The sequence below is a fragment of the Paenibacillus sp. NPDC093718 genome, assembly GCF_050279985.1.
Classification (GTDB): domain Bacteria; phylum Bacillota; class Bacilli; order Paenibacillales; family Paenibacillaceae; genus Paenibacillus_AQ.
This window is the reverse complement of sequence record NZ_JBNNUS010000022.1, coordinates 1-19,532: the sequence shown is the minus strand read 5'-3', so window position 1 is coordinate 19,532 and position 19,532 is coordinate 1. Positions and strand designations below refer to the sequence as shown.

The 19,532-nt window shown below is 48.4% G+C and carries 31 protein-coding genes and 1 pseudogene; 29 read left to right on the top strand and 3 right to left on the bottom strand.

Features of this window, described 5'->3' with window-relative positions; genetic code table 11:
• Window positions 1-9: 9 nt before the first annotated feature.
• The 27 genes from ACQKPA_RS32625 (at window position 10) to ACQKPA_RS32495 (ending at window position 16,875) form a co-directional block, all read left to right on the top strand.
• The gene (locus ACQKPA_RS32625; protein ID WP_427496425.1) at window positions 10-1,344 is read left to right on the top strand and encodes a phage portal protein; all 1,335 of its coding nucleotides are present in this window, start codon (window positions 10-12) and stop codon (window positions 1,342-1,344) included.
• Window positions 1,274-1,897: an HK97 family phage prohead protease gene (locus ACQKPA_RS32620; protein WP_427496424.1), complete on the top strand. Its 624-nt coding sequence runs from the start codon at window positions 1,274-1,276 to the stop codon at window positions 1,895-1,897. Before ACQKPA_RS32625 ends, ACQKPA_RS32620 begins: the two co-directional genes overlap by 71 nt.
• 4 nt (window positions 1,898-1,901) lie before the next feature.
• A complete protein-coding gene (locus ACQKPA_RS32615; protein ID WP_427496423.1) occupies window positions 1,902-3,140 on the top strand; it encodes a phage major capsid protein in 1,239 nt (412 codons plus the stop codon).
• Window positions 3,141-3,196: 56 nt separating this feature from the next.
• Complete coding sequence (locus tag ACQKPA_RS32610) at window positions 3,197-3,424, top strand: hypothetical protein (RefSeq protein ID WP_427496422.1); 228 nt, start codon at window positions 3,197-3,199, stop codon at window positions 3,422-3,424.
• A complete protein-coding gene (locus tag ACQKPA_RS32605; protein ID WP_427496421.1) occupies window positions 3,393-3,944 on the top strand; it encodes a hypothetical protein in 552 nt (183 codons plus the stop codon). Before ACQKPA_RS32610 ends, ACQKPA_RS32605 begins: the two co-directional genes overlap by 32 nt.
• A gap of 11 nt (window positions 3,945-3,955) precedes the next feature.
• Complete coding sequence (locus tag ACQKPA_RS32600; protein ID WP_427496420.1) at window positions 3,956-4,444, top strand: hypothetical protein; 489 nt, start codon at window positions 3,956-3,958, stop codon at window positions 4,442-4,444.
• Window positions 4,444-4,791, top strand: coding sequence for a hypothetical protein (locus ACQKPA_RS32595; RefSeq protein ID WP_427496419.1), 348 nt, complete (start codon window positions 4,444-4,446; stop codon window positions 4,789-4,791). Before ACQKPA_RS32600 ends, ACQKPA_RS32595 begins: the two co-directional genes overlap by 1 nt.
• Window positions 4,775-5,272 (top strand): phage neck terminator protein, encoded by a 498-nt coding sequence (locus ACQKPA_RS32590; protein ID WP_427496418.1) that lies wholly within the window; start codon window positions 4,775-4,777, stop codon window positions 5,270-5,272. The genes ACQKPA_RS32595 and ACQKPA_RS32590 overlap by 17 nt, the downstream gene beginning before the upstream one ends.
• Window positions 5,259-6,263, top strand: coding sequence for a DUF3383 family protein (locus ACQKPA_RS32585; RefSeq protein WP_427496417.1), 1,005 nt, complete (start codon window positions 5,259-5,261; stop codon window positions 6,261-6,263). The genes ACQKPA_RS32590 and ACQKPA_RS32585 overlap by 14 nt, the downstream gene beginning before the upstream one ends.
• Before the next feature lie 13 nt (window positions 6,264-6,276).
• The gene (locus ACQKPA_RS32580; RefSeq protein ID WP_280755985.1) at window positions 6,277-6,669 is read left to right on the top strand and encodes a phage structural protein; all 393 of its coding nucleotides are present in this window, start codon (window positions 6,277-6,279) and stop codon (window positions 6,667-6,669) included.
• 33 nt (window positions 6,670-6,702) lie between these two features.
• A complete protein-coding gene (locus ACQKPA_RS32575; protein ID WP_427496416.1) occupies window positions 6,703-7,008 on the top strand; it encodes a hypothetical protein in 306 nt (101 codons plus the stop codon).
• Entirely contained in the window at window positions 6,971-7,147 is a 177-nt protein-coding gene (locus ACQKPA_RS32570) for a hypothetical protein (protein ID WP_427496415.1), read from the top strand. The genes ACQKPA_RS32575 and ACQKPA_RS32570 overlap by 38 nt, the downstream gene beginning before the upstream one ends.
• A gap of 59 nt (window positions 7,148-7,206) precedes the next feature.
• Complete coding sequence (locus ACQKPA_RS32565; RefSeq protein ID WP_427496414.1) at window positions 7,207-9,408, top strand: phage tail tape measure protein; 2,202 nt, start codon at window positions 7,207-7,209, stop codon at window positions 9,406-9,408.
• On the top strand, window positions 9,408-9,953 hold the full coding sequence (locus tag ACQKPA_RS32560; protein WP_427496413.1) for a phage baseplate protein: 546 nt from the start codon (window positions 9,408-9,410) through the stop codon (window positions 9,951-9,953). The genes ACQKPA_RS32565 and ACQKPA_RS32560 overlap by 1 nt, the downstream gene beginning before the upstream one ends.
• A gap of 8 nt (window positions 9,954-9,961) precedes the next feature.
• Entirely contained in the window at window positions 9,962-10,282 is a 321-nt protein-coding gene (locus ACQKPA_RS32555) for a phage baseplate plug family protein (RefSeq protein ID WP_427496412.1), read from the top strand.
• Window positions 10,275-11,063 (top strand): phage protein, encoded by a 789-nt coding sequence (locus ACQKPA_RS32550; protein WP_427496411.1) that lies wholly within the window; start codon window positions 10,275-10,277, stop codon window positions 11,061-11,063. The genes ACQKPA_RS32555 and ACQKPA_RS32550 overlap by 8 nt, the downstream gene beginning before the upstream one ends.
• The gene (locus ACQKPA_RS32545; protein WP_427496410.1) at window positions 11,060-11,440 is read left to right on the top strand and encodes a Gp138 family membrane-puncturing spike protein; all 381 of its coding nucleotides are present in this window, start codon (window positions 11,060-11,062) and stop codon (window positions 11,438-11,440) included. The genes ACQKPA_RS32550 and ACQKPA_RS32545 overlap by 4 nt, the downstream gene beginning before the upstream one ends.
• On the top strand, window positions 11,437-11,802 hold the full coding sequence (locus ACQKPA_RS32540; protein ID WP_427496409.1) for a DUF2634 domain-containing protein: 366 nt from the start codon (window positions 11,437-11,439) through the stop codon (window positions 11,800-11,802). Before ACQKPA_RS32545 ends, ACQKPA_RS32540 begins: the two co-directional genes overlap by 4 nt.
• Entirely contained in the window at window positions 11,792-12,964 is a 1,173-nt protein-coding gene (locus ACQKPA_RS32535) for a baseplate J/gp47 family protein (RefSeq protein WP_427496408.1), read from the top strand. The genes ACQKPA_RS32540 and ACQKPA_RS32535 overlap by 11 nt, the downstream gene beginning before the upstream one ends.
• A complete protein-coding gene (locus tag ACQKPA_RS32530) occupies window positions 12,957-13,598 on the top strand; it encodes a hypothetical protein (protein WP_427496407.1) in 642 nt (213 codons plus the stop codon). The genes ACQKPA_RS32535 and ACQKPA_RS32530 overlap by 8 nt, the downstream gene beginning before the upstream one ends.
• Window positions 13,599-13,609: 11 nt before the next feature.
• Window positions 13,610-14,710, top strand: a complete 1,101-nt coding sequence (locus ACQKPA_RS32525; protein WP_427496406.1) for a hypothetical protein — start codon at window positions 13,610-13,612, stop codon at window positions 14,708-14,710.
• 18 nt (window positions 14,711-14,728) lie between these two features.
• The gene (locus ACQKPA_RS32520) at window positions 14,729-15,127 is read left to right on the top strand and encodes a hypothetical protein (protein ID WP_427496405.1); all 399 of its coding nucleotides are present in this window, start codon (window positions 14,729-14,731) and stop codon (window positions 15,125-15,127) included.
• A gap of 1 nt (window position 15,128) precedes the next feature.
• The gene (locus tag ACQKPA_RS32515) at window positions 15,129-15,254 is read left to right on the top strand and encodes a hypothetical protein (protein ID WP_427496404.1); all 126 of its coding nucleotides are present in this window, start codon (window positions 15,129-15,131) and stop codon (window positions 15,252-15,254) included.
• Between the two features lie 61 nt (window positions 15,255-15,315).
• A complete protein-coding gene (locus ACQKPA_RS32510; protein WP_427496403.1) occupies window positions 15,316-15,447 on the top strand; it encodes a CD1375 family protein in 132 nt (43 codons plus the stop codon).
• 84 nt (window positions 15,448-15,531) lie between these two features.
• Window positions 15,532-15,921 carry a hypothetical protein gene (locus ACQKPA_RS32505; RefSeq protein WP_427496402.1) on the top strand — a complete coding sequence of 130 codons (390 nt, stop codon included), beginning with the start codon at window positions 15,532-15,534 and terminating at the stop codon, window positions 15,919-15,921.
• 17 nt (window positions 15,922-15,938) lie between these two features.
• A complete protein-coding gene (locus ACQKPA_RS32500; RefSeq protein WP_427496401.1) occupies window positions 15,939-16,217 on the top strand; it encodes a phage holin family protein in 279 nt (92 codons plus the stop codon).
• Entirely contained in the window at window positions 16,204-16,875 is a 672-nt protein-coding gene (locus ACQKPA_RS32495) for an N-acetylmuramoyl-L-alanine amidase (RefSeq protein ID WP_427496457.1), read from the top strand. The genes ACQKPA_RS32500 and ACQKPA_RS32495 overlap by 14 nt, the downstream gene beginning before the upstream one ends.
• Before the next feature lie 46 nt (window positions 16,876-16,921).
• Here the strand turns inward: ACQKPA_RS32495 and ACQKPA_RS32490 are convergent.
• Window positions 16,922-17,257, bottom strand: a pseudogene (locus ACQKPA_RS32490) (Ltp family lipoprotein); the annotation flags it as partial.
• Window positions 17,258-17,933: 676 nt separating this feature from the next.
• Complete coding sequence (locus ACQKPA_RS32485) at window positions 17,934-18,344, bottom strand: hypothetical protein (RefSeq protein ID WP_427496400.1); 411 nt, start codon at window positions 18,342-18,344, stop codon at window positions 17,934-17,936.
• A 128-nt stretch (window positions 18,345-18,472) separates the two neighbouring features.
• Here ACQKPA_RS32485 and ACQKPA_RS32480 point away from each other — a divergent pair, with 128 nt between their 5' ends.
• Window positions 18,473-18,718: a hypothetical protein gene (locus ACQKPA_RS32480; RefSeq protein ID WP_427496399.1), complete on the top strand. Its 246-nt coding sequence runs from the start codon at window positions 18,473-18,475 to the stop codon at window positions 18,716-18,718.
• A gap of 76 nt (window positions 18,719-18,794) precedes the next feature.
• Here the strand turns inward: ACQKPA_RS32480 and ACQKPA_RS32475 are convergent, their stop codons facing one another.
• On the bottom strand, window positions 18,795-19,010 hold the full coding sequence (locus tag ACQKPA_RS32475; RefSeq protein ID WP_426201652.1) for a helix-turn-helix domain-containing protein: 216 nt from the start codon (window positions 19,008-19,010) through the stop codon (window positions 18,795-18,797).
• A gap of 99 nt (window positions 19,011-19,109) precedes the next feature.
• Here ACQKPA_RS32475 and ACQKPA_RS32470 point away from each other — a divergent pair, with 99 nt between their 5' ends.
• Window positions 19,110-19,334 carry a helix-turn-helix domain-containing protein gene (locus ACQKPA_RS32470; RefSeq protein ID WP_427496398.1) on the top strand — a complete coding sequence of 75 codons (225 nt, stop codon included), beginning with the start codon at window positions 19,110-19,112 and terminating at the stop codon, window positions 19,332-19,334.
• The last annotated feature ends 198 nt before the right edge of the window (window positions 19,335-19,532 follow it).

Genomic DNA, 19,532 nt, shown 5'->3' with positions numbered 1-19,532 from the left:
AGGAAGGGGGTGAGAACACTGAAAATTCCCATTATTTCACGATTCCTTGAGAAACGGAGCGATTCAAGCACCTTAAGTAATCCGAAACAATGGCTGTACCAAGCGCTGGGGATTCCATTCGGCAAGAAAATATACGTTACTGAGACTTCGGCCATGCGAAGCACCGCCGTTTTGACATGTGTTCGAATTCTATCCGAGACGGTGGCATCCTTACCGCTGCCGGTATACAAGCGATTGAACCCGAGGGGGCGGGAGCGGGTAAACCATCGAATCGGTGAATTGCTGCAGCGATCCCCGAACCCGAGAATGACGGCCTTCACTTTCCGGGAAACCATGATGGTCCACATCCTTTTATGGGGGAACTGCTATGCCGAAATCGAGTATGACAACCGCGGGGATATCATGGCATTGTGGCCGATTCCACCCCACCGCGTCGAGCATATGGAGACGGAAGCGGGCGAACCATTCTTTAGGGTAACCACCGCCGACGGGAAGCAGCACAACGTCCCTGATTATGCGATGTTTCACATTCCTGGAATTGGCTTTGACGGCAAAAAGGGAATATCGGTTATCCAATGGGCGAAACAGGCGATCGAGCTTTCCCTTGCAACCGAACAATTCGGAGCGGAGTTCTTCGAAAATGGTACCAATGTCGGTGCTGTGGTTACCCATCCGGGCACACTTTCGGATCCAGCCTTTGAACGTTTAAGCAAATCCCTGAAAGAAAAATATGAGGGGTTAGGCAAATCGCACCGGCTTATGTTGCTAGAAGAAGGGATGTCTTTTTCTAAAAACACCATTCCGCCAAACGATGCACAGTTTTTGGAAACGCGGAAATTTCAGATTCTTGAAATTGCCCGTATCTTCCGGGTGCCACCGCACATGATGGCCGACTTGGAGCGAGCAACCTTCTCCAACATCGAACATCAGAGCACGGATTTTATCGTCCATTCCGTCCGGCCGTGGTTGATCCGTTGGGAACAAACGATCAATTGGAAGCTGTTTGATGGAACCGAGCAGAAACGTTTGTATGCTGAGTTTCTAATCGAAGGTTATCTTCGGGGGGATTCCGCAGCGCGAGCTGCTTTCTATAAAGAAATGTTTAATTTGGGAGCATTTTCGCAGAATGACATCCGCGAGAGAGAAAACGAGAACCCGATACCCGGCGGGGATCGTTACTTTGTACCGCTAAACATGGTTCCACTTGATCTCTTGGACGAGTATTACAAGGGCAAATTTGCACCAAAAGAAGAATTGAAGGGAGGTGATAACGATGAAGGAGAACAAGAAGGAGCAGCGGGAGCTAGTGCTACCGGGGAGCAAGCCGGAGGTGCGGAAAGTTGATGGAGAGCCGACAAAGATTATTGGATATGCGGTCCGCTGGGATCAGTTATCACATCCGATTTTCGGTATGTTCCAAGAGAAATTCAAGCGCGGGGCCTTTTCTAAATGCCTTGCCGATAATCCTGATGTCTATGCAGCGTGGCAGCACGATTCCCGGGAAGTCTTAGGGAGAACGCCGGGTACACTGCTCTTAACAGAGGATGACATCGGACTTCGTTACGATATTACGCCGCCGAGTTGGGCGGAAAAACACATTGAGACGATCGAGCGCGGAGACGTGCGAGGTTCGTCTTTTATTTTTCGCGCAACTGTGGAGGAATGGGACGAGACGAATAGCGACATGCCGATTCGCACCATTACCGAAGCCGAGTTGTTTGAAGTAAGCCCGGTCACAACACCGGCATATCCGCAGTCAACCGTTGGTATCCGATCAGCCGAAGAAGTGTTTCAAAACCGCAATCATAGTGATGAATCGCTCTTGGGCTACACGGATGAAGAAATTGACATGATCATGCTTGAGCTCGATTTGCGAATGAAAAAACTTAACCTTTAGGGAGATGATCGAATTGAAAAACCTGATCGAACTGAGAAAAAAGCTTGCCGCTAAGAAAGATGAAATGCGCTCGATGATCCAAGGCGCACAAGGTGAAAAGCGTGGTTTCACGGATGAAGAAGAAACGAAATTCACCGCTTTGGAAGGTGAGGCCCGAGACCTTGAAACTGAAATTAAAATGGAAGAGCGGGCACAGGCGTTGGCAATGTCCACAGGCAGCACCAAGCGTACACCAGAAGATCCACAACATGAAGGGGAGTTTCGTGATTTCGGTGAAATCGTTGCAACCTATCGTTCGAATCCGAACGACCCACGATTGAAGGAATACCGTGAACTTGCCGCCGGTTCGAACGTGACAGGCGGTATTTTTGTGCCTCCGCAATACTCGCAGCAATTATTTGAGATTTCAGCAGAACAGGCGATTGTCCGGCCGCGTGCGGTAGTCATTCCGGCAGAAGGAACTTCTCCTGATGCAAGCCTGACGCTTCCGGCCTTGGATCAGGGCACGGGGTCAAACAATTTCGGAGGGGTAGAGGTAACTTGGATCGGTGAAGGTGACGAGAAACCGGAAACGGATGCAAAATTCCGTGATCTGACACTGAATCCGCATGAAGTCGCTGCGCATATCAAAGTCACGGATAAACTTTTGCGTAACGCCCCAGCCGTGAATGAAGTCGTGACGCGTCTCTTCCGCGGTGCAATTGCAGCCGCCGAAGATCAAGCATTCCTGTATGGTAACGGCACGAGTAAACCACTGGGTGCTCTGAACTCTCCGGCCGCGAAGGTTGTAGCCCGGAAGACAGCCAACGTGATTACTTATCTCGATATCGTCGGCATGCTGGCGCAGGCTAAACTTGGTGGAAACCTTGTTTGGACGGCTTCGCAGTCCATCCTTCCTCAGCTTCTGACGATGAAGGATGATAGCGGCAGCCTGATTTTCCAGCCGAATATTGCTAACGCGCTGGGCGGCACCTTGCTAGGCTACCCGATCCGGTTCACGGAAAGCTCTCCGATTCTCGGAACTGCTGGTGATCTCGCATTGTCGGACTTTGGTTACTACGTTATCAAGGACGGCGCAGGCATTTTCATTCAAGCTTCCGACGCTCCGCTGTTCACTCAGAACAAGACGATTATCAAAGCGTTCTGGAACGTGGACGGCAAACCGTGGGTAAATGGTCCATTCACCCTGGCTAATGGTTACGAGGTATCACCGTTCGTCAAGCTGGGCGTACCACAACCATAATCATGAAGCCCGGCATAGTCCGGGCTCCTATTCTAATTAGAAAGCGAGTGGGAAATATGGCAGAGAAAACAAAGTTTTACCACGTCACGAATGACTTTGTAGACAAGGACACGGATGAAGTCATCTCCAAAGGGTCCATCTATGAAGCGGACGAAGACCGGGCTGTGCTGTTGAAAGCCGCGGACGTCATCGGGAAGGAAGCAACCAAAGCCGAGATCGACGAGGCCAAGAAAGCGGCGGCGAAGGATACGGATGGTGGCAAAGATGCTGGCAAGTCTGAATAAGACTAAGCCCTTTCTTGGGGTAGCTCTGGACGACACGTCACAGGACCTTGAGATTATTTTAGCTTTGAAGGCAGCATCGGCAGCCATTGAACGGGAAACGAATCGGAGTTACGAACACAAGCCATATCGGCAAACGCTGGACGGCTCTGGAACCCAATTCCTCCGGCTCCGAAACTTTCCCGTTCATTCCGTTTCCATGCTCAAGGTCGAGGGGAAGGAACAGGATTCCGGTTCTTTCGTGATTGAGTCGGAAAACGGCATGCTGTTTCGGCGCTCTGGCTGGCCCTGTGGCGCCCGTTTGATTGATGTCGAGTATTTGGCCGGGTACATCCTGCCAAGCGACGAGGCGGGCGCACCGGAAGCGACGTTGCCGGAAAATATCCAACTTGCCTGCATCATGTTCGCTCAGATGCTGCTACGTTCCCCAGGTGTGAAGTCGGAGCGGGTCGGTGATATTTCCGTGACTTATGACGATAGTAAAGGGCTTCCGGACGTTGTTAAAGCGCTGATCCAGTTATGAGGTGATCATAAATGCCGAAGAAGAGACGCCGTAGTTATCGGCGGGCGAACATCGAGGTCACAGAAGAAACGTATCTGCCGGGAATCATTGACGCGCTGCAGGAGCTGGTTACTAAAGAGGTTCATATCGGTGCGCAGGGCGATGAAGAACTTGCGATGATTGCCGGTATTCACGAACACGGTTCATTGAAAGCGGGCATACCAGCCCGTTCATTTATCGGAGCGGGGAAGAAGAAGGCGCAAACCCCGATATCTCGGGTAGTAAAAGAGGGCGTTGTCGAACTGGTGACCGGAAACCTTGAAACGGTTGACTTGCTGCGAAAGATCGGCGATGTCGGCAAGGATCGGGTGCTCAAGAACTTCGACAAGATGCGGACGCCTCCGCTATCTCCCCTTTATGCGAGACGGAAGGGGAATAAGAAGATTCTTCGGGATGAAGAACAGCTTCGGGAATCGATTACTGCCGTGGTTGTCAAGAAGAAGGGAGGGCATCGGCGTTGATGTTCCGTTTTAACTCCATCGTGAGGAAATACGAAAAGCCTTATGTGCTGGTACGACCGGGCGAGGACAAAGGTTATGACGAATACGGCGACCCAATCCCAGCCCAGCCCGTACGGGTTTCGTTAAGAGGTCATTTTCAGCCGGTCTCGGCGGATTTGCAGTTGGCCGAGGGCGGGAACTACACGGCGGAAGACCGGGCGCTCTATACGTCACACCGGCATCATTCCGGCGATCTAATCGAATACAAAGACGAGCAATACACTATCGATATGCCGGAGGGCCGAGATTACCGGGATACCAACAAATACATCGCGAAAAAGAGGGTTGTCAATGATCCCGTACAATGAAATCCGTAAGCTGCTGGTAAAAGAGCTTTCAGGGTATACCGGCCTGCAGGTCATTAACATGAACGGCGGCGGCAGCATCCCGAAAACGGCGTTTCTAACGTATCATTTCGAACCCGGATTTGAACCGGTTCGCGGATTCCCGATTGAGGTTCACAAAGGCGATCATATAGAACAAGTGGAGACGGTGGAATTCACCGTCTCTTTTATGTCGTACGCCGATGAAAATCCCATCAGCATGAACAATGCCCTGCTGGCTCGGGAATGGTTCAGAACCGATGGCCGTGAAATCTTAAAAGATGCCTTTTGGATCATCGTTCATGAGGTTGGCCACGTAGAAAATCGGGATATTGCCATAGGTGAAGAGTGGGAACGGCGGCACGGGTTTGAAATCGTATTCCGCATGCCGGATGTGTCACAAAGAAAGCTTTACACGATTGAAAAAGTAAACATAGAAGGAGCTGGTACCATTGTCAGCAATTAAAGACGTAACGGTTATTATTGATATCCAAAAGCCATCGCCGGTCGTTGGTTTCGGTAAGCCGCTGATCATCGGCACATCGGCCACGGCCAAACCGTACAAAACTTACACCGAATTGTCCGAAGTAGCTACTGAGTTCACTACGAGTTCTGAGGTGTACAAGGCTGCCAAGGCCATTCTTGATCAGGATAATCGCCCGCCGGAGATTGCCGTCATGTTGCGGGAAACGGCCGGGACATGGGGTGATTTCCTGCCTACGATCTTTGATAAGGATTGGTATTTTGCTGTATGCACTCGTAGCACGCTGGAAGATATCACGGCCATTGCGGATGCGATCGAGACAGCGGATGCACGGCAATTTGCGGTTAGCACCAGCAGCAAGGACGATTTGACGTCAATTAAGGCCAAGGATTATAAGAACACCTTCGCGTTTTATCATACGAACATTGATAATTACCCGGAGGCGGCATTGGTCGGGGAAGCGGGTTCGAAGCCGGTAGGAAGCATTACATGGAAGGGTCAACGTTTGAAAGGTATTCAGCCATTGGATATTACGGCGGCTGAGCTGCGGGAGATTCATAATCTCGGCGCGATTACCTACGTAACCAAAGCGGGCGATCCGGTGACATCGGAAGGTAAGACGGTATCCGGTGAGTACATCGACGTTATCCATTCGAAGCACTTTGTCATTCACACGCTGGAATATGAGGTCCAGAAGCTGTTCAATAATGCGCGTGACCGCAAAATTGGATATGACAACACGGGTATCGCTCAAATTGAGGGTGTGGTTCGTACGGTGCTGCAGCGTTGCCTGATTCAAGGCATTATCGCCCGGGGGGCGGATGGCGTCGGCTTGTACAGCACTACGTTTAAGACACGAGAGCAAACCACACCGCTCGAGCGGTCCAGCCGGGTCTATAACGGCGGTTCGTTCGCGTTTGAACTGGCAGGGGCGATCCACGAAACCACAATCAAAGGCGTAGTAACCTACTAAGGAGGGAAACCAAGTGGCGACAACTTATGATCCGAAGGATTTGACAGTTATGGTCAACGGCGTATATCTTACCGGTTTTAGTGAGGATATGGCCGAATTCGAAAAGGACGAGGATGGTTACGAGGTAAAAGTCGGAGCTCAGGGGGATGTTGTTCGTTCCAAAATCAATAACCCTTTGGCAACACTGTCCATTACGCTTCTTTCCACAAGCCCGCAAGTGTCCATGCTGGATAAACTGGCCGTTTCCGATGAATTGGTTCCGGTCTCAATTATCTATAACGGAGATCCGAAGGAGACCATCACTGTGACGGAAGCTTATATCAAGAAGCCGGCAGCGCGGTCCTATGGTACCGAAGCCGGGGACCGGGAATATGAAGTGCAGTGCCTGGATGCAACGTACAGCTAAAACCAAACCAAAACATGAAAAGGGGTTTTATAAATGCCTAATTTCAAGCAGAAGACCTATACATCTAAATCCGGTACGGAATATGTATTCCAGTTTCCGGGCGTCCGGTCTGTCTCGAAAATTAACGATGCCAGCAAAAACAAATTCGGCGTGGTCATGGAAGAACGGCTTTCTGATGAAATGCTTAAGCACGTCATTGTTTCGCCGAAATTGAAAATTGATGATTTCCCTTCCTACCAAGAATATATGGAGGTCATCAACGCTGCCTATGCGTTCATTTCTGGCAAGGATGGTGATGGCAATGACGATCAGCAAGCCGGAAGCGGAGAAGAGGGCTAGAAACAACTGGAATATGTGGCGTTTGCTGCTGTCCGACATGAACATCACCTATCGTGATCTCGACCTGATGGATGACGATGACATCATGGAGGCAAATGCAGCTCTGGACATCCACATCAAACAACAGCAAAAGGACTAAAAAACGAAGTGAGCGCCCGCGGGCGCTCCTTTTTGGTTTGGGAAGGGGGTGTGTAGCAGGTGGCTGTAATTAGTAACCTAATGTTCGCAGTCGGCTTTAAGGTCGCCGATGGTGCCTTGCGAAAGGCAGATAAACAAGTGCAGGAAATGGAACAGAATTGGGCGGCTGTAGGGGTTGCTGCTGGTGTCGTAACGGCTGCGGTTGTTGGTATCGGCATAGCGGCGGTTAACGCGGCCAATGAGTTCAATGATTCCATGAAGACCGTGCAGATGGCAACCGGCATGACGGCGGAACAGATGGAAGAAACCAAGGCCATTGCTACGGACCTGTACAATGATAATTTCGGCGAGAATTGGCAGGACCTTGGCAGCGCTATTGCTGAGACGGCCAAAATTACACAGGAACAGGGCGAAGCACTTGAGGAAACGACTCGAAACGCCTTATTGCTGCGGGATGCCTTCGGGTACGAAGTGGGTGAATCCGTAAGGTCTGCTGATACCATGATGAAAAACTTCGGTATCACCTCCGAACAAGCCTTTTCCTTGATTGCACAGGGATCACAGAAGGGTCTGGATTTTTCTGGGGAATTGCTCGATTCCTTGAATGAATATTCGGTTCATTACAAGGAACTTGGCTTTGACGCGAACTCGATGTTTGATGTCATGGCAGCGGGCGCCCAAGAAGGGGCCTTCAATTTAGATAAAATTAATGATGCTGTGAAGGAATTCACCATCCGGTCTAAGGACGCTGGAGACAAGGGAGCGATCGAAGCGTATGAGATGTTAGGGCTCAACGCTGAAAAAATGATGCGGACCTTTGCAGAAGGCGGGCCGGAAGCGAAGGCGTCATTTGATCAAATCATTGCCATGATTGGAGATATCGCCGATCCGGTGGAGCAGAACGCGGTTGCGCTTGGATTGTTCGGTACCCAATTTGAGGATTTGCAGTCAGATGTCATCCTTGCCATGGGCTCCGCACGAAACGAGTTCGATATGACAGCCGATAAGATGGGCGAGCTGAATGCGATCAAGATGAACACGCCGGGGGAAGCGTTTGCCCGGATTGGTCGGCAGATGGAGACGGGGATCCTGAAACCATTGGGTGATAAATTAATGCCGTACCTGCTGGAATTTGCCGAGTGGCTAGAGGCGGCAGGGCCCAAGATTACAGAAGTCGGCGGCGCTGTTATGGATTCGTTAGCAGCCGGGTTTAGTATCGCTGGTGATACAGCAAAGTTTCTGGCAGACAATATCGATGTCATCGGACCAGCATTAGGCGCATTTGCGATAGTAATAGGTATTAAACTAATTCCTGTTATGTGGTCAATGGCTGTGGCAGGATGGGCCGCGGTTGCTCCGTGGCTACCGTTCATTGCTATTGCCTTGGGCGTGGCTGCCGCGGTCGCTGGGGTGATCCTGATTTTCAAAAATTGGGGAGCAATAAGCACATGGCTAACCAATGTTTGGAACACCTTTAAAACATGGGTGGTCGGTCTATTCACCTCAATTGGAGAGTTCTTTGTTACCTGGGGGAATATCATCTGGAATGCCATAACCTCTGCCGTCATGAGTATTGTGAATACCGTGGTTGCGAACTGGCAGGCGTTTAGCGCGATGACACGAGCCGTATTCAATGCGATCGTCGGGTTCTTTACAAGCACATGGAATTCCATTTGGAGCACCATAACCAATATCGCCAATAACATTGCATCGTTCGTTAACGGTGTATGGGAAAAGATCAAGACAACCGCAACCAACACATGGGAAGGGATATCCACAGGCCTATCCAATATGTGGACGAACGTCAAAAACAACTTCGCCAATGGCGTTAACTTCATCACAGGCCTGATCAATGACATGATTGCCAAGATCAATAGCGCATTGTCGATCAAACTGCCGGACTGGCTGGGCGGCAAGGAATTCGCCATTAACATTCCAGAAATTCCGGAAATCCCGGTTGACGGCAGCCATGCCAATGGTCTTGCGAATGTTCCGTTTGATGGATATATTGCGGAGCTGCATGAAGATGAACGGGTACTAACGGCAGAAGAGAACAAGGCATATTCGGCCGGGGAGTCTTCCTTGGCACCGGCTCGAGCGAGCAGCGTAGGCGGCGCAATATCAAGGCAAGAAATCAGCCTGAACATAAATTTGAATGGATCTTCGGTTGGTCCGGCAGAAAAATCGGTGCTGCTGGCTGAAATCAACGCTCTGTTTGAAAGCGTCATGCGCCGAAACGGTTTGGAGGTGGCAACGGATTAATGGCAACCATTAACGGGCATTACCTCTTGGTTGAAGATGAATCATATGACTTTTCCATTGACGTTACGGATCAGCCGGTGGAAAAGGATATCGACGTTACGGACCATGTGCAGCGGAAGCCGCGCGTACTTTCCTTGACCGGTGTCGTGGTAGAGAACGCGGCCAAGTTTGAAGCGTTTCTCAAGGAGGCAAGCGAGAAAGGGACCATTGTCCGGTATGTTGGCCGGACGACCTTCTCAGGCTTGATTACAGGCTTTGCACCGAGTCGGAACTATAAGAACGCAACCGGGTTTGCTTATTCGTTGACGATTAAGGAAATCCGGGTTGCAACTACATCTTACGTTAACGACTTGCCAGTGCCAGTGAAAGCCCAAACGGTTAAAATCGTCAACTCCGGGACCAAGCAGACCAAAGACAAAAAGAAAAGCAAGGCCAAGTCCAAAACATCGAGCAAAAAGGATTCCAAGAGGAAAACGTCCAAATCATCGACAAAAGAGAAAGTGGAGAAGGTCAAATTTAAGCCGGGCAGCCCGTGGGCGAATTGAGGTGACACATGGAGTACATCGACATTGAAAAAGAACAAATCCCCTATCGCTTTGATATTTCACTTGCGGAAGAGAACTTCACTTTTGAGGTCCATTACAATGCCGAGTATGACTTTTTCACAGTGGACCTAGAGCGTGACGGGGAGGTTTTGGCCGTCGGTGAAAAGCTAATCTATGGCATGCCGCTATTTTATGACATCATGGATAACCGATTCCCCAAGCTGCCAATCGTGCCGTTTGACGAATCGGACAAAAGCAAAGCTGTGACATGGGAGACGCTCGGGAAAAGCGTCTTTTTATATGTGATTGAAGGTGAGGACGATGAATAATTTCGGTCGGGTGGCCGAGGTCATGACGGAGAACATGAAGTTTTCAATGGATGATTTCAATATTGAGGCGACGATCCCTTTTGATAACGATACGCTGCCGAATGAGGCGGAGATCAAGATATGGAATCTTTCTAGTGACACGCTGAACAACATCAAGCGCGGGAAAGTGCTGATGATGAATGCTGGGTACCGGGATGATTCCGGAGTCGTGCTTCACGGCTATATTTCCAGTGTGAAGACTCAGCGGGACGGCGTGGACAAAATCACGATCATCAATGTACTTGATTCACAAGACCTGTCGAAGCGGGAGGTTAAGGAAATCGCCTACGCCAAGGGCACACTTGCCAGCCACATCATTAAGGAAATGGCCCGGTATATTGGGTTGCCGGTGGCTCAAATGCAACTCAACCAAGACTACCGTTATCAGGACGGCTATACGGCCAAGGGTCCAGTGACTGAAATCATTTCCAAGGTAGCGAAGGACTGCGGCACATCCGTTTACATCAATAAAGGGAAATTGTATGTGCGTAGCCTCCGAAAGGGCGGGGATAGCGTATTTAATCTGACCAAGAAAACCGGATTAATCGAGTCGCCCGAGTATTTCGAAGGCACCGGCACGAGAGGGTATAACGTGAAATCTCAGCTGCAGTACCGAATTACCACGGCTTCGGTCATCAATCTGGAAAGCGAACAGTTTAGCGGCAAACTGCATGTTCGAAGCGGCAGCCATCACATCAGCCGGACAGGCGATTTTACAACGGATATGGAGGCGTTGTTATGAGCAAAGCGGATGCGGCAGGCACTTTATCCAAGCTTATAGATGGATTCGTTAACCGGGCCATGGCCGGGGTACATGTGGCGATTCCGTGCCGGGTGGTGACGTTTGATGAAACGACATGCCGGGCGGATGTGCAGCCCCTTGTGAGAATAGGGAACGATACGCCTGCCGTCATTCAATCCGTTCCGGCTCTTGGTCGGAAGCGAAAGATTGGACCGGATATCGAGGTAGAGAAACCATTCTATGAAAAAGGCGATGTGGTTTATGTGGTATGTGCGGACCGGGAGATTAAGAATACATTACGCGGTCAAGTGGCCGCGCCGGACAGCGCCCGGACTCATGACATCAATGATGCCGTAATAGTGGGGGTGTTCATATGATTTCACTGAAAGTGGATGACACCGGGGACCTTGTCTTCACCGGCGGCGATCTGGCTACGATCGAAGGCCCCGAAGAATTGGCACAATGCTGTCGGCTCGGGATCGGAACCAATAAGAACGAATGGTTTCTGAACCCGGACATGGGGATTGATTTTAAATTATTCCTTGGTAAAGACGTGGATGAAGCGCAAATGATTGACGAACTAACGGCCGGATTGCTGCAGGATGCCCGGATCCAGTCGGTGGAGAATGTGGAGTTCACCATTAATCCCAAATCACGGACGATGCTTGTTACATTTACGGCAACCGGGACGGATGGGGAGACGATTCAAGAAGAGGGGGTGAAGTTCGGTGCTGGATAGAACCGGATTTAAACGGCGGCGATTCCAAGACTTGTATGACGAAATCGAGGACAAGGCAAAGGAAGCCTTTGGAGAAAACATTAATACGTCTGAAGGTTCGCCGCTGGGGATCATCCTGCGGCTTTTTGCATGGTTCTTGGCGATGGTGTGGGGCACGGCAGAGGACGTATACAACAGCGGTTACAAGAATACAGCCGTAGGGAACAACCTGGACCGGTTAGGCCCTTATTCGGGGGTCACGCGGATATTGGAACAATGGGCGACCGGGACCGTTACAATCTCAGGGACTCCGGGCCGGACCGAGGATGCAGGATTTCAGGTCACTACGGAAACCGGCATTTATTTTGAAACGACGGAACCTTTCACGGTGGGTGCCGACGGCATGGCGACCGTGCCGGTCGAAGCCTTAGAACCCGGCTCACAGGGCAATGTAGCCGCCGGGTCAATCACTATTATTGTGAATCCGAATCCTGATATCACAGCCGTAACGAACCCAGAGCGCACCCAAGGCGGACGGGAGAAGGAAACGGATGACGAGTTTAGGGACCGGATGGATCAGGCGGTGGCCGGGGGCGGCGCTGCTTCCTTGGATGCCCTTCGCGGCGCGCTGCTACGGCTGGAAAATGTACGTGCGGCTGCCGTGATCGAGAATAACACCATACAGACGGACAGCGCCGGACGCCCTGCTAAATCGTATCAAGCGTACGTGCTGGGGGGAGACGATCAAACCATAGCCCAAACGATATTTGATAAAGGAGCTGTGGGGATTGAATCCCATGGCGATATTGCCATGCAAGTCATGGACCTTGGCGGATATCCGCACACCGTCAAATTCAGTAGAGCGCAGGAAGTCGCCTTACAGATAGAAGTGGATGTTACCAGAAATGACAGCTATCCGGCGAATGGTGATGATTTAATACGATCGGCCTTGGTCCGGTATGTCGGCGGCGAGGACGGCGGCAGCTATTACAACGGTCTGAACATGGGCGCCCAAGTGGTTTATACCCGGCTGATCAGCGCGGTGTACAGTGTCACCGGCGTTGAAGATGTTGACATCCGGGTGGGAACCGGCGGAACGACGGGAACGGGCAATGTTGCTATCGAGCCTTTCCAAGTCGCGCAGGTGAAGGCGTCAGATATTGTGGTGACCAGTCATGTTTAGCTTGAAGGATATGCTGCGGCGATTTGCCGACGCCTACAATAAGGATCCACAAAGCAATCTCGGGAAACTGGTAGGCATTTTACACGGGCAGTTGCAGCAGGTAAACGAAAGCCTTGAACGCATCCGGGAATGGCGGTCCATTGATGATGCAGAGGGTACTACGCTGGACCGAATCGGGGAAAACATCGTGCAAACGCGAGGGGCATCCACGGACGAAGTTTACCGGGTGCTCCTGAAATCCAAAATCGCGCGTAACCTTTCCAAAACGGACGTGAACACTATCATTCAGGTCCTATCCCTTGCGCTGGACTGTCCGTATTCAGACATCCGTATTGTCCCGAAACATAACGATCCTTCGGAGCCGGAACCGGCAGCGATATCGTTGATCAAAGTTCCGACAAAACGGCTGAATGAAGTGGGGATGTCTCCCTTACAGTTTGGGCAGATCATTCAGAAGACGGTAGCCGCTGGCGTTCGTGTGGCCCAAATTGAACTAACTGGCACGTTTCAATTTTCTTCGAAATATGCGGAGCTCGAAACCGGACCGACTGGATTTGCAGATGAAGCAATGACAACGGGCGGGACCTTGGGAGAAGTTTATATCCCGGGTAACGATTATCCATTACCAATATAGGAGGGATTACTTTGGCATTTGATAAACAAGTACCTACTTGGGGTGCGCCCGGTGTGGAGCCTCCTGAATCGAAAAAGCAGGAAGGATGGCAAGTGAACGACAAACCACCTGCCGCATGGTTGAATTGGTTTATGTCGTTGACGGCTGAATCACTGAAAGAGCTCCAGCAAAAGGCGGCCGAAAAGTCTGACATTACGACGATTAATAGTGAAATCGATGGTTTAAAGCAATCTGGCGTTGACGGTAAAAACCGATTGGAAACCGCCATCATCGCCAAGGAAGGGACGGTTTCCAAACAGAGTCAGGTAGCTACGTTTGAAGAGCTGGATACAGGGATTCGATCAATCCCCACTGGTACCGATACAAGTGATGCAACGGCGGCTGCTGGAGATCTCTTGGCACCTAAAACGGCATACGGTCCAAGCGGGAAAATAACTGGAACGATACCTGTACTCACCGGAATTAGAAATGCTACTGGAACTGCTAAATGGGGTGATGGTGCCTTAGCCGTATATCCCGAAAAAGGATATCAGAAAGGCGGTGTCGGTGACGGTGAAATCAAGGTGACAACCGCACAATTAAAAGCTGCTGAACCCGCCCTAGCATCCGATAAGATTTTAAGTGGGAACAGCATCTATGGGGTGCCTGGAGGCATTCCAAACCGAAGCGCAGAGAACAACCATATGCCTGGCCTGGAATCGACGGTTTGGCCGGGGGACCGGTTCTTTATCCGGCCACCTCATGGTTTTTTTAACGGCTCAACATGGGTAACAGCGGCGGTTCCTGGACTCACTGCCGCGAACTTGCGGAAAGATGTAAACGTGGCTGGGTTGATCGGTACTCTAATGGAGGGTAAACAACTATTCTATGCTGAGTATCCTGGTGACGGCACTGAAAGAGCAATTAACCCAGGTATCTTGTTTAGAGCCGGTGTTATTTATAACGATCAAGGGGGAACAGCAGGACTCATTGTTACATCTTCAAATAATGTTATAGTCTTTAATTCGAGTCAAATATATTCTCCATATATTTTCTACCCAACCACTACATCTTTTACATTATCTACAAGAACAAACTCGGGCACACATTATCTTCATTTATATGGAAGATAATAAATAGGAGGATATATTATGAAAAATATTGGAAATCGTATTTATTTTGATAAATTAACTGGTGAAGTAATTATTCAAACTGGTCATAGAAGAGTTTTTGACGAGTACGTAGTGCCCACTGTTGAGGATGATTTCCGGGCCTTTGTTAAATTAAGTGAACGGAATCCAGAAACAGTTGGTGTTCTTGAACTTGAATATGGTCAATACGCTCAAGACTTTGCAGAATCAGACGGATACCAGATAAATCCTGAAACATTAGAACTTGAATTCTTCTACCGGGACCCGAACGATCCAGAACAGCCGCCTGTTTTTCAAAAGCCCTTATCCGAAGAAGTCGAGGCATTAAAGGCAGCAGACTTGGATAACAAAGAAGCCATCGCGTTGCTGTTTGAAATGCAATTGACAGGAGGTCTGTAAAATGGATAAGCGAGCAATAGCGAAGATTTATCTTGATTTGGTCAAAGCGGGCAGACGTGATGAAGCCAGCGTCCCGGTAGAAATCCGCAAGGAATATGATGAATTAAAAGCTGAGTCCAATGCGTAAGCTGCGGGAACGGCTTTTTTTGTTGTCCTTGAACCTTCTGATGAAGGGAGGTGAGAAGCTTATGACAGAGCAGCAGAAGCGTGTATTTGCTACAACGTATGTGCATCTGATCCTTAACGGTCGTCGGACGATCGAAGAGGTACCTGCGGTAATTTTGGATATCGTGAAAGCGGATCTAGGCATTACAGAGTAAGCTGCGCCGTAAGGCGTATTTTTTATGCCCCTGGGTGGTCCGGGGGCTCTTTTTATTACAGATAGATGATTGGGGGACGAGGGGATGACAACAACACAAGGGGTGGGTGACGTGCACGATGTAAATACATTGGTCAGTCTTCAAATTCAGCTCGCCAGAATTGAGGAGACATTGAAGCCGCTTGCCGCTTTGGTGCCGTCCGTAGCGGATGTAAAAGAGACATCCAGAGAAGCATTGACGTGCGCGCAGCAAGTAAAACAGAAGCTTGAGGGCTTGGAAGTTGAATTTAATCAGACGAAGATCATCGCAGAGGAAGCACTGCGGAAAGCGAACGCTGCACTTGAGACGCAAAAGGCGCAGGCAGAGGACCAGAAGTGGTTTAAGCGTACGTTCTACGGGGTGGTAATCACCGGTATTGCTGGGGGAATCGTCGCTGCGGTCTGGACCGGTATCAAATTAGCTGCACTTAATTAATAGGAGGATGAATGATTATGGAGTGGAACATGATTTTGGATTATATCAATGCTGAATTGGTTGGGGTCGTCATTGCTTGTTGGATTATCGGGTACGTTTTAAAGCGAACACCGCTTATCCCTGATTGGTCGATTGTTTATTTGGTCACAATCATCGCGATTGTGTTTTCCTGCATGTTGCTGGGTTTCACGGTCCAAGCAGTCATTCAAGGAATCCTGTGCGGTGCCGTTGCCGTCTATGGTAATCAGTTAATCAAGCAGGGTAAAAAGGGAGTTGATCAAAGTGATTTATCGTAGAGACCATATACCCAAAGAGACGGCGTGCAATCGTCGTCCTGGATATGGGATGGCACCGACATCAATAACTATTCACAATACTGGAAATCCCTTGTCATCGGCAGCTAATGAGCGTGGTTGGTTGACGAATCCAGCCAATCCACGGCAAGCATCATTTCATATTGTTGTAGACGAGCGCGAAGCAATTGAATGCATCCCCTTAAGTGAAAATGCTTGGCATGCCGGTGACGGTAGCGGATCAATGAGCGGTAACCGGACATCGATCGGCGTTGAAATCTGCGAAAGTGGAAATTATGCCAAGACATTAGAAAACGCCGTTAAACTGGTTGCCGGATTGTTAAGAGAACGTGGATGGGGTGTAGATAGGCTTCGTCGTCATTGGGATTGGAGCAAAAAGATTTGCCCACGACTTATGTATGATGATGGCAAATGGACAGGCTGGACCGATTTCAAGAACAGGGTCAACGTAGAGTTGAAGGGAGCTGTTAATGTGAAACAGGATAGCGAAAAGGTAAATGTTATCGTAAACGGCAAGAAGATCAAGGACGGTAAGCTAGTGGATGGAGTGACCTACGTTCCCCTAAGAGCCATTAGCGAAGCATTTGGCGCGAAGGTAGAATGGGATAACAAAACAAAGACAGCGGCAATAACCAAGTAATACCCTAAGACCCTATCGGCTATGTGCTGATAGGGTCTTTTTTATCTTATTCTAAATTATCTATCGCGTATTGCGCTTCTTCCTTAGTGAATTTTTCACCGTATTCCGAAATCAATTGATCGTAAATAGCGTCATCTGACATATTCATAGATTCTGCATACTGTTCCGCTTTTTTTAATGCATTTTCTTTCCAATCGAATACAATGTTATCGATAGCATATTGAGCGGCTTCTTTAGGAAAATTCTCTCCATATTCAGAAGTTAATTGATCGTAGATACCGGCCTTTGACATACTCATAACTTCCGCATACTGTTCGGCTTTTTTCAATGCTGATTTATGTTCCCTAGGGACATCTTCTGTCTTTGCCTCTTCGGGTTTCTCGACTTCCTTCGGTTTCGGGTCTTTATGAAGTTCTTCGAAATCTTCCCCGCCCAAGGCTGTGTATTTGTCTTTGGCGTTCCTAAGATCATCCTTCTCAACGGACTTTACGAGTTCGTCATACTTTGCTTTGTCATCGCCTTTGAGTTTGTTTAACTGCTGATTTAGTACACCCACTGAAGAATTATATCGATCCTTTGATATTGTTCCACGAACTGTTAGTTGGATATAAGATCTTGCTTCATTCAACATAATTTTTCTATAACTTTCCTGCCATTCTTCCTCAGTAGGTTCATTATTTTTTTTATTCTCACTTGATTCGCTATTCTTTTTTTGCTCATCTGTATCGGTTTTAGTGGTATCGGTTGAATTCTCAGAAGCAGTGACTGGTTTATTTGTAGGGGATGTCCCCATATCCGTGTTAAATGCACCGATCAGAAATACAACAAAGCAGGCTACGGAAATTAGCAAACTCCTTTTTGCTTTCCCATTCTTTTTGAAAAGCGAGACTATTGACATGATTAGAAAAACAACAAAAGACAGAAACCCTATAATACTTATAGCTTCCATTACTACAAAAGCACCCCTTTGGAAATTAATATGAACACGAGGTTAGTCTAACAGAACTAGGAAAATATTTCTATTGCTTTGTGACTTGTTTTTATATTTTCTACGAACTTTAATATTTATTCCATAACTCTTCCGGCCCAGTTCTATCCCCATAATGACTTATATCTAACCCGAGGTATTTACGCATCAATACAGATGCCTCAGCCGTTAAAAACTCCCATCGCAATTCTATTTGTGATGTATAACCACGACACATGAATTTTGCTTTCTTCCCGATATCGGTTGCTTTTTCCTCGTACACTTTGATTCCCTTTAACCAAAAGTGCCTCTTCACTTCCATTAGTTCTTTATGTGCTCGATCGATTGCTGCCTTTATTGCATCTATATATGGTTCAGGAGTCTTTAGGTTTTGTTCGATGTACCTGCAATCGCGTTCGAATGCGCTTATGACCATTGGCAACAAAATATATCGTTTTACATAATGACGATCTTCACTTGTGATTGCTTCTTGGTAGCTCATCTATAGTAACTCCTATACATTGGGATCATACGTTCTATCATAGCTTTTCACAAAAGTGAAAACAAGTCTTGATAGGAACTAGTGTTCGTTGTATGATGTTTCCAATACTACAACCGAGGTGACACGACATGGAAACTTACTCATTCACTTGTGAAGCGGTTACAAACTTTAGAGAAGTTAAGAAAGTGATTGCAAGACATGAATCAAAAATGAAGTCGCCGTGTTATGTAAGCTTGTTAACGGATAAAGGTGTGAAGAATTACTATGCTGAAAAAAGCAATTTATCTTTGAAAGATGCCGGATGGATTGTGGTGGAAAAAAGAGAGGATTCGAACACAGATCAACAATGTAATATTTTACCAATTGAGGGGTAGAGGAAAAAGAGGTACAATTTAACAAAATGGAGCAAAATGCTCTGATCATCTCAAGAGGGTGCGGTATTCCCGCTACTTACTCTTCTATCCACTCATACAGATTTTCCATACTGCACTTAAGTATTTTCGAGGCGATATACATATCCTCAGGCGACATCGTTCTTTCGTTTCGGCAGAAATGTGAAATCATCCTAGGGTGTCTTCCAGACCTAACGGCGTAGTCATTTTGTGACATTCCCCTAGCTATGAGCAGATCAGGAAGTAAGCATCTCCCTCTGGAGACGCGTTTCAATTTGCTTGCTCCTTTCGAAGGACGGTGATTCAAGGATAAATTTTACCATGTTATCTCTTGAGGTGTAAGTACAACGAGAAAATACGGAGGCTGAGTTGTATGAATAAGGGGAGTAAATACAGGCGGGGCGAATCGATAGGATTAAGAGAACTAAGGGAGTCGAGAGGATTAACTATTGAGTCGGCGGCAAAATCAATTGGTATAAGTGGATATCAACTTGATCACTACGAAAATAATCCTGGTGATACACCTGTATCAATTGCTATAAGGATCGCGAGCGTCTTGAATTGTGATTATGACCTTATTACATTCGCAGGAAAATAACATGAAGAGCCCAAACGTCTGCTCGAGACGAAGGGCTCTTTTTTTATAACTCCCCACAATCCACCCACAAAAACACGTTCCAAAGCCTTACATCGTATTCCTTCGGTTTCCAACGTGAAATGTCGAGAACCCACGTGGATATTGGATTCCTTCCAAGTATGTCCTTCCGATTCCATCCCTTCTAGATTTATTTCGATA

Coding starts and splice junctions, on each gene's coding strand:
- ACQKPA_RS32620 (WP_427496424.1), top strand. CDS start 1,274: ATGAAGGAGAACAAGAAGGAGCAGCGGGAGCTAGTGCTACCGGGGAGC.
- ACQKPA_RS32615 (WP_427496423.1), top strand. CDS start 1,902: ATGATCGAATTGAAAAACCTGATCGAACTGAGAAAAAAGCTTGCCGCT.
- ACQKPA_RS32610 (WP_427496422.1), top strand. CDS start 3,197: ATGGCAGAGAAAACAAAGTTTTACCACGTCACGAATGACTTTGTAGAC.
- ACQKPA_RS32605 (WP_427496421.1), top strand. CDS start 3,393: ATGGTGGCAAAGATGCTGGCAAGTCTGAATAAGACTAAGCCCTTTCTT.
- ACQKPA_RS32600 (WP_427496420.1), top strand. CDS start 3,956: ATGCCGAAGAAGAGACGCCGTAGTTATCGGCGGGCGAACATCGAGGTC.
- ACQKPA_RS32595 (WP_427496419.1), top strand. CDS start 4,444: ATGTTCCGTTTTAACTCCATCGTGAGGAAATACGAAAAGCCTTATGTG.
- ACQKPA_RS32590 (WP_427496418.1), top strand. CDS start 4,775: ATGATCCCGTACAATGAAATCCGTAAGCTGCTGGTAAAAGAGCTTTCA.
- ACQKPA_RS32575 (WP_427496416.1), top strand. CDS start 6,703: ATGCCTAATTTCAAGCAGAAGACCTATACATCTAAATCCGGTACGGAA.
- ACQKPA_RS32570 (WP_427496415.1), top strand. CDS start 6,971: ATGACGATCAGCAAGCCGGAAGCGGAGAAGAGGGCTAGAAACAACTGG.
- ACQKPA_RS32560 (WP_427496413.1), top strand. CDS start 9,408: ATGGCAACCATTAACGGGCATTACCTCTTGGTTGAAGATGAATCATAT.
- ACQKPA_RS32555 (WP_427496412.1), top strand. CDS start 9,962: ATGGAGTACATCGACATTGAAAAAGAACAAATCCCCTATCGCTTTGAT.
- ACQKPA_RS32550 (WP_427496411.1), top strand. CDS start 10,275: ATGAATAATTTCGGTCGGGTGGCCGAGGTCATGACGGAGAACATGAAG.
- ACQKPA_RS32545 (WP_427496410.1), top strand. CDS start 11,060: ATGAGCAAAGCGGATGCGGCAGGCACTTTATCCAAGCTTATAGATGGA.
- ACQKPA_RS32540 (WP_427496409.1), top strand. CDS start 11,437: ATGATTTCACTGAAAGTGGATGACACCGGGGACCTTGTCTTCACCGGC.
- ACQKPA_RS32530 (WP_427496407.1), top strand. CDS start 12,957: ATGTTTAGCTTGAAGGATATGCTGCGGCGATTTGCCGACGCCTACAAT.
- ACQKPA_RS32520 (WP_427496405.1), top strand. CDS start 14,729: ATGAAAAATATTGGAAATCGTATTTATTTTGATAAATTAACTGGTGAA.
- ACQKPA_RS32515 (WP_427496404.1), top strand. CDS start 15,129: ATGGATAAGCGAGCAATAGCGAAGATTTATCTTGATTTGGTCAAAGCG.
- ACQKPA_RS32510 (WP_427496403.1), top strand. CDS start 15,316: ATGACAGAGCAGCAGAAGCGTGTATTTGCTACAACGTATGTGCATCTG.
- ACQKPA_RS32505 (WP_427496402.1), top strand. CDS start 15,532: ATGACAACAACACAAGGGGTGGGTGACGTGCACGATGTAAATACATTG.
- ACQKPA_RS32500 (WP_427496401.1), top strand. CDS start 15,939: ATGGAGTGGAACATGATTTTGGATTATATCAATGCTGAATTGGTTGGG.
- ACQKPA_RS32485 (WP_427496400.1), bottom strand. CDS start 18,344: ATGAGCTACCAAGAAGCAATCACAAGTGAAGATCGTCATTATGTAAAA.
- ACQKPA_RS32480 (WP_427496399.1), top strand. CDS start 18,473: ATGGAAACTTACTCATTCACTTGTGAAGCGGTTACAAACTTTAGAGAA.
- ACQKPA_RS32470 (WP_427496398.1), top strand. CDS start 19,110: ATGAATAAGGGGAGTAAATACAGGCGGGGCGAATCGATAGGATTAAGA.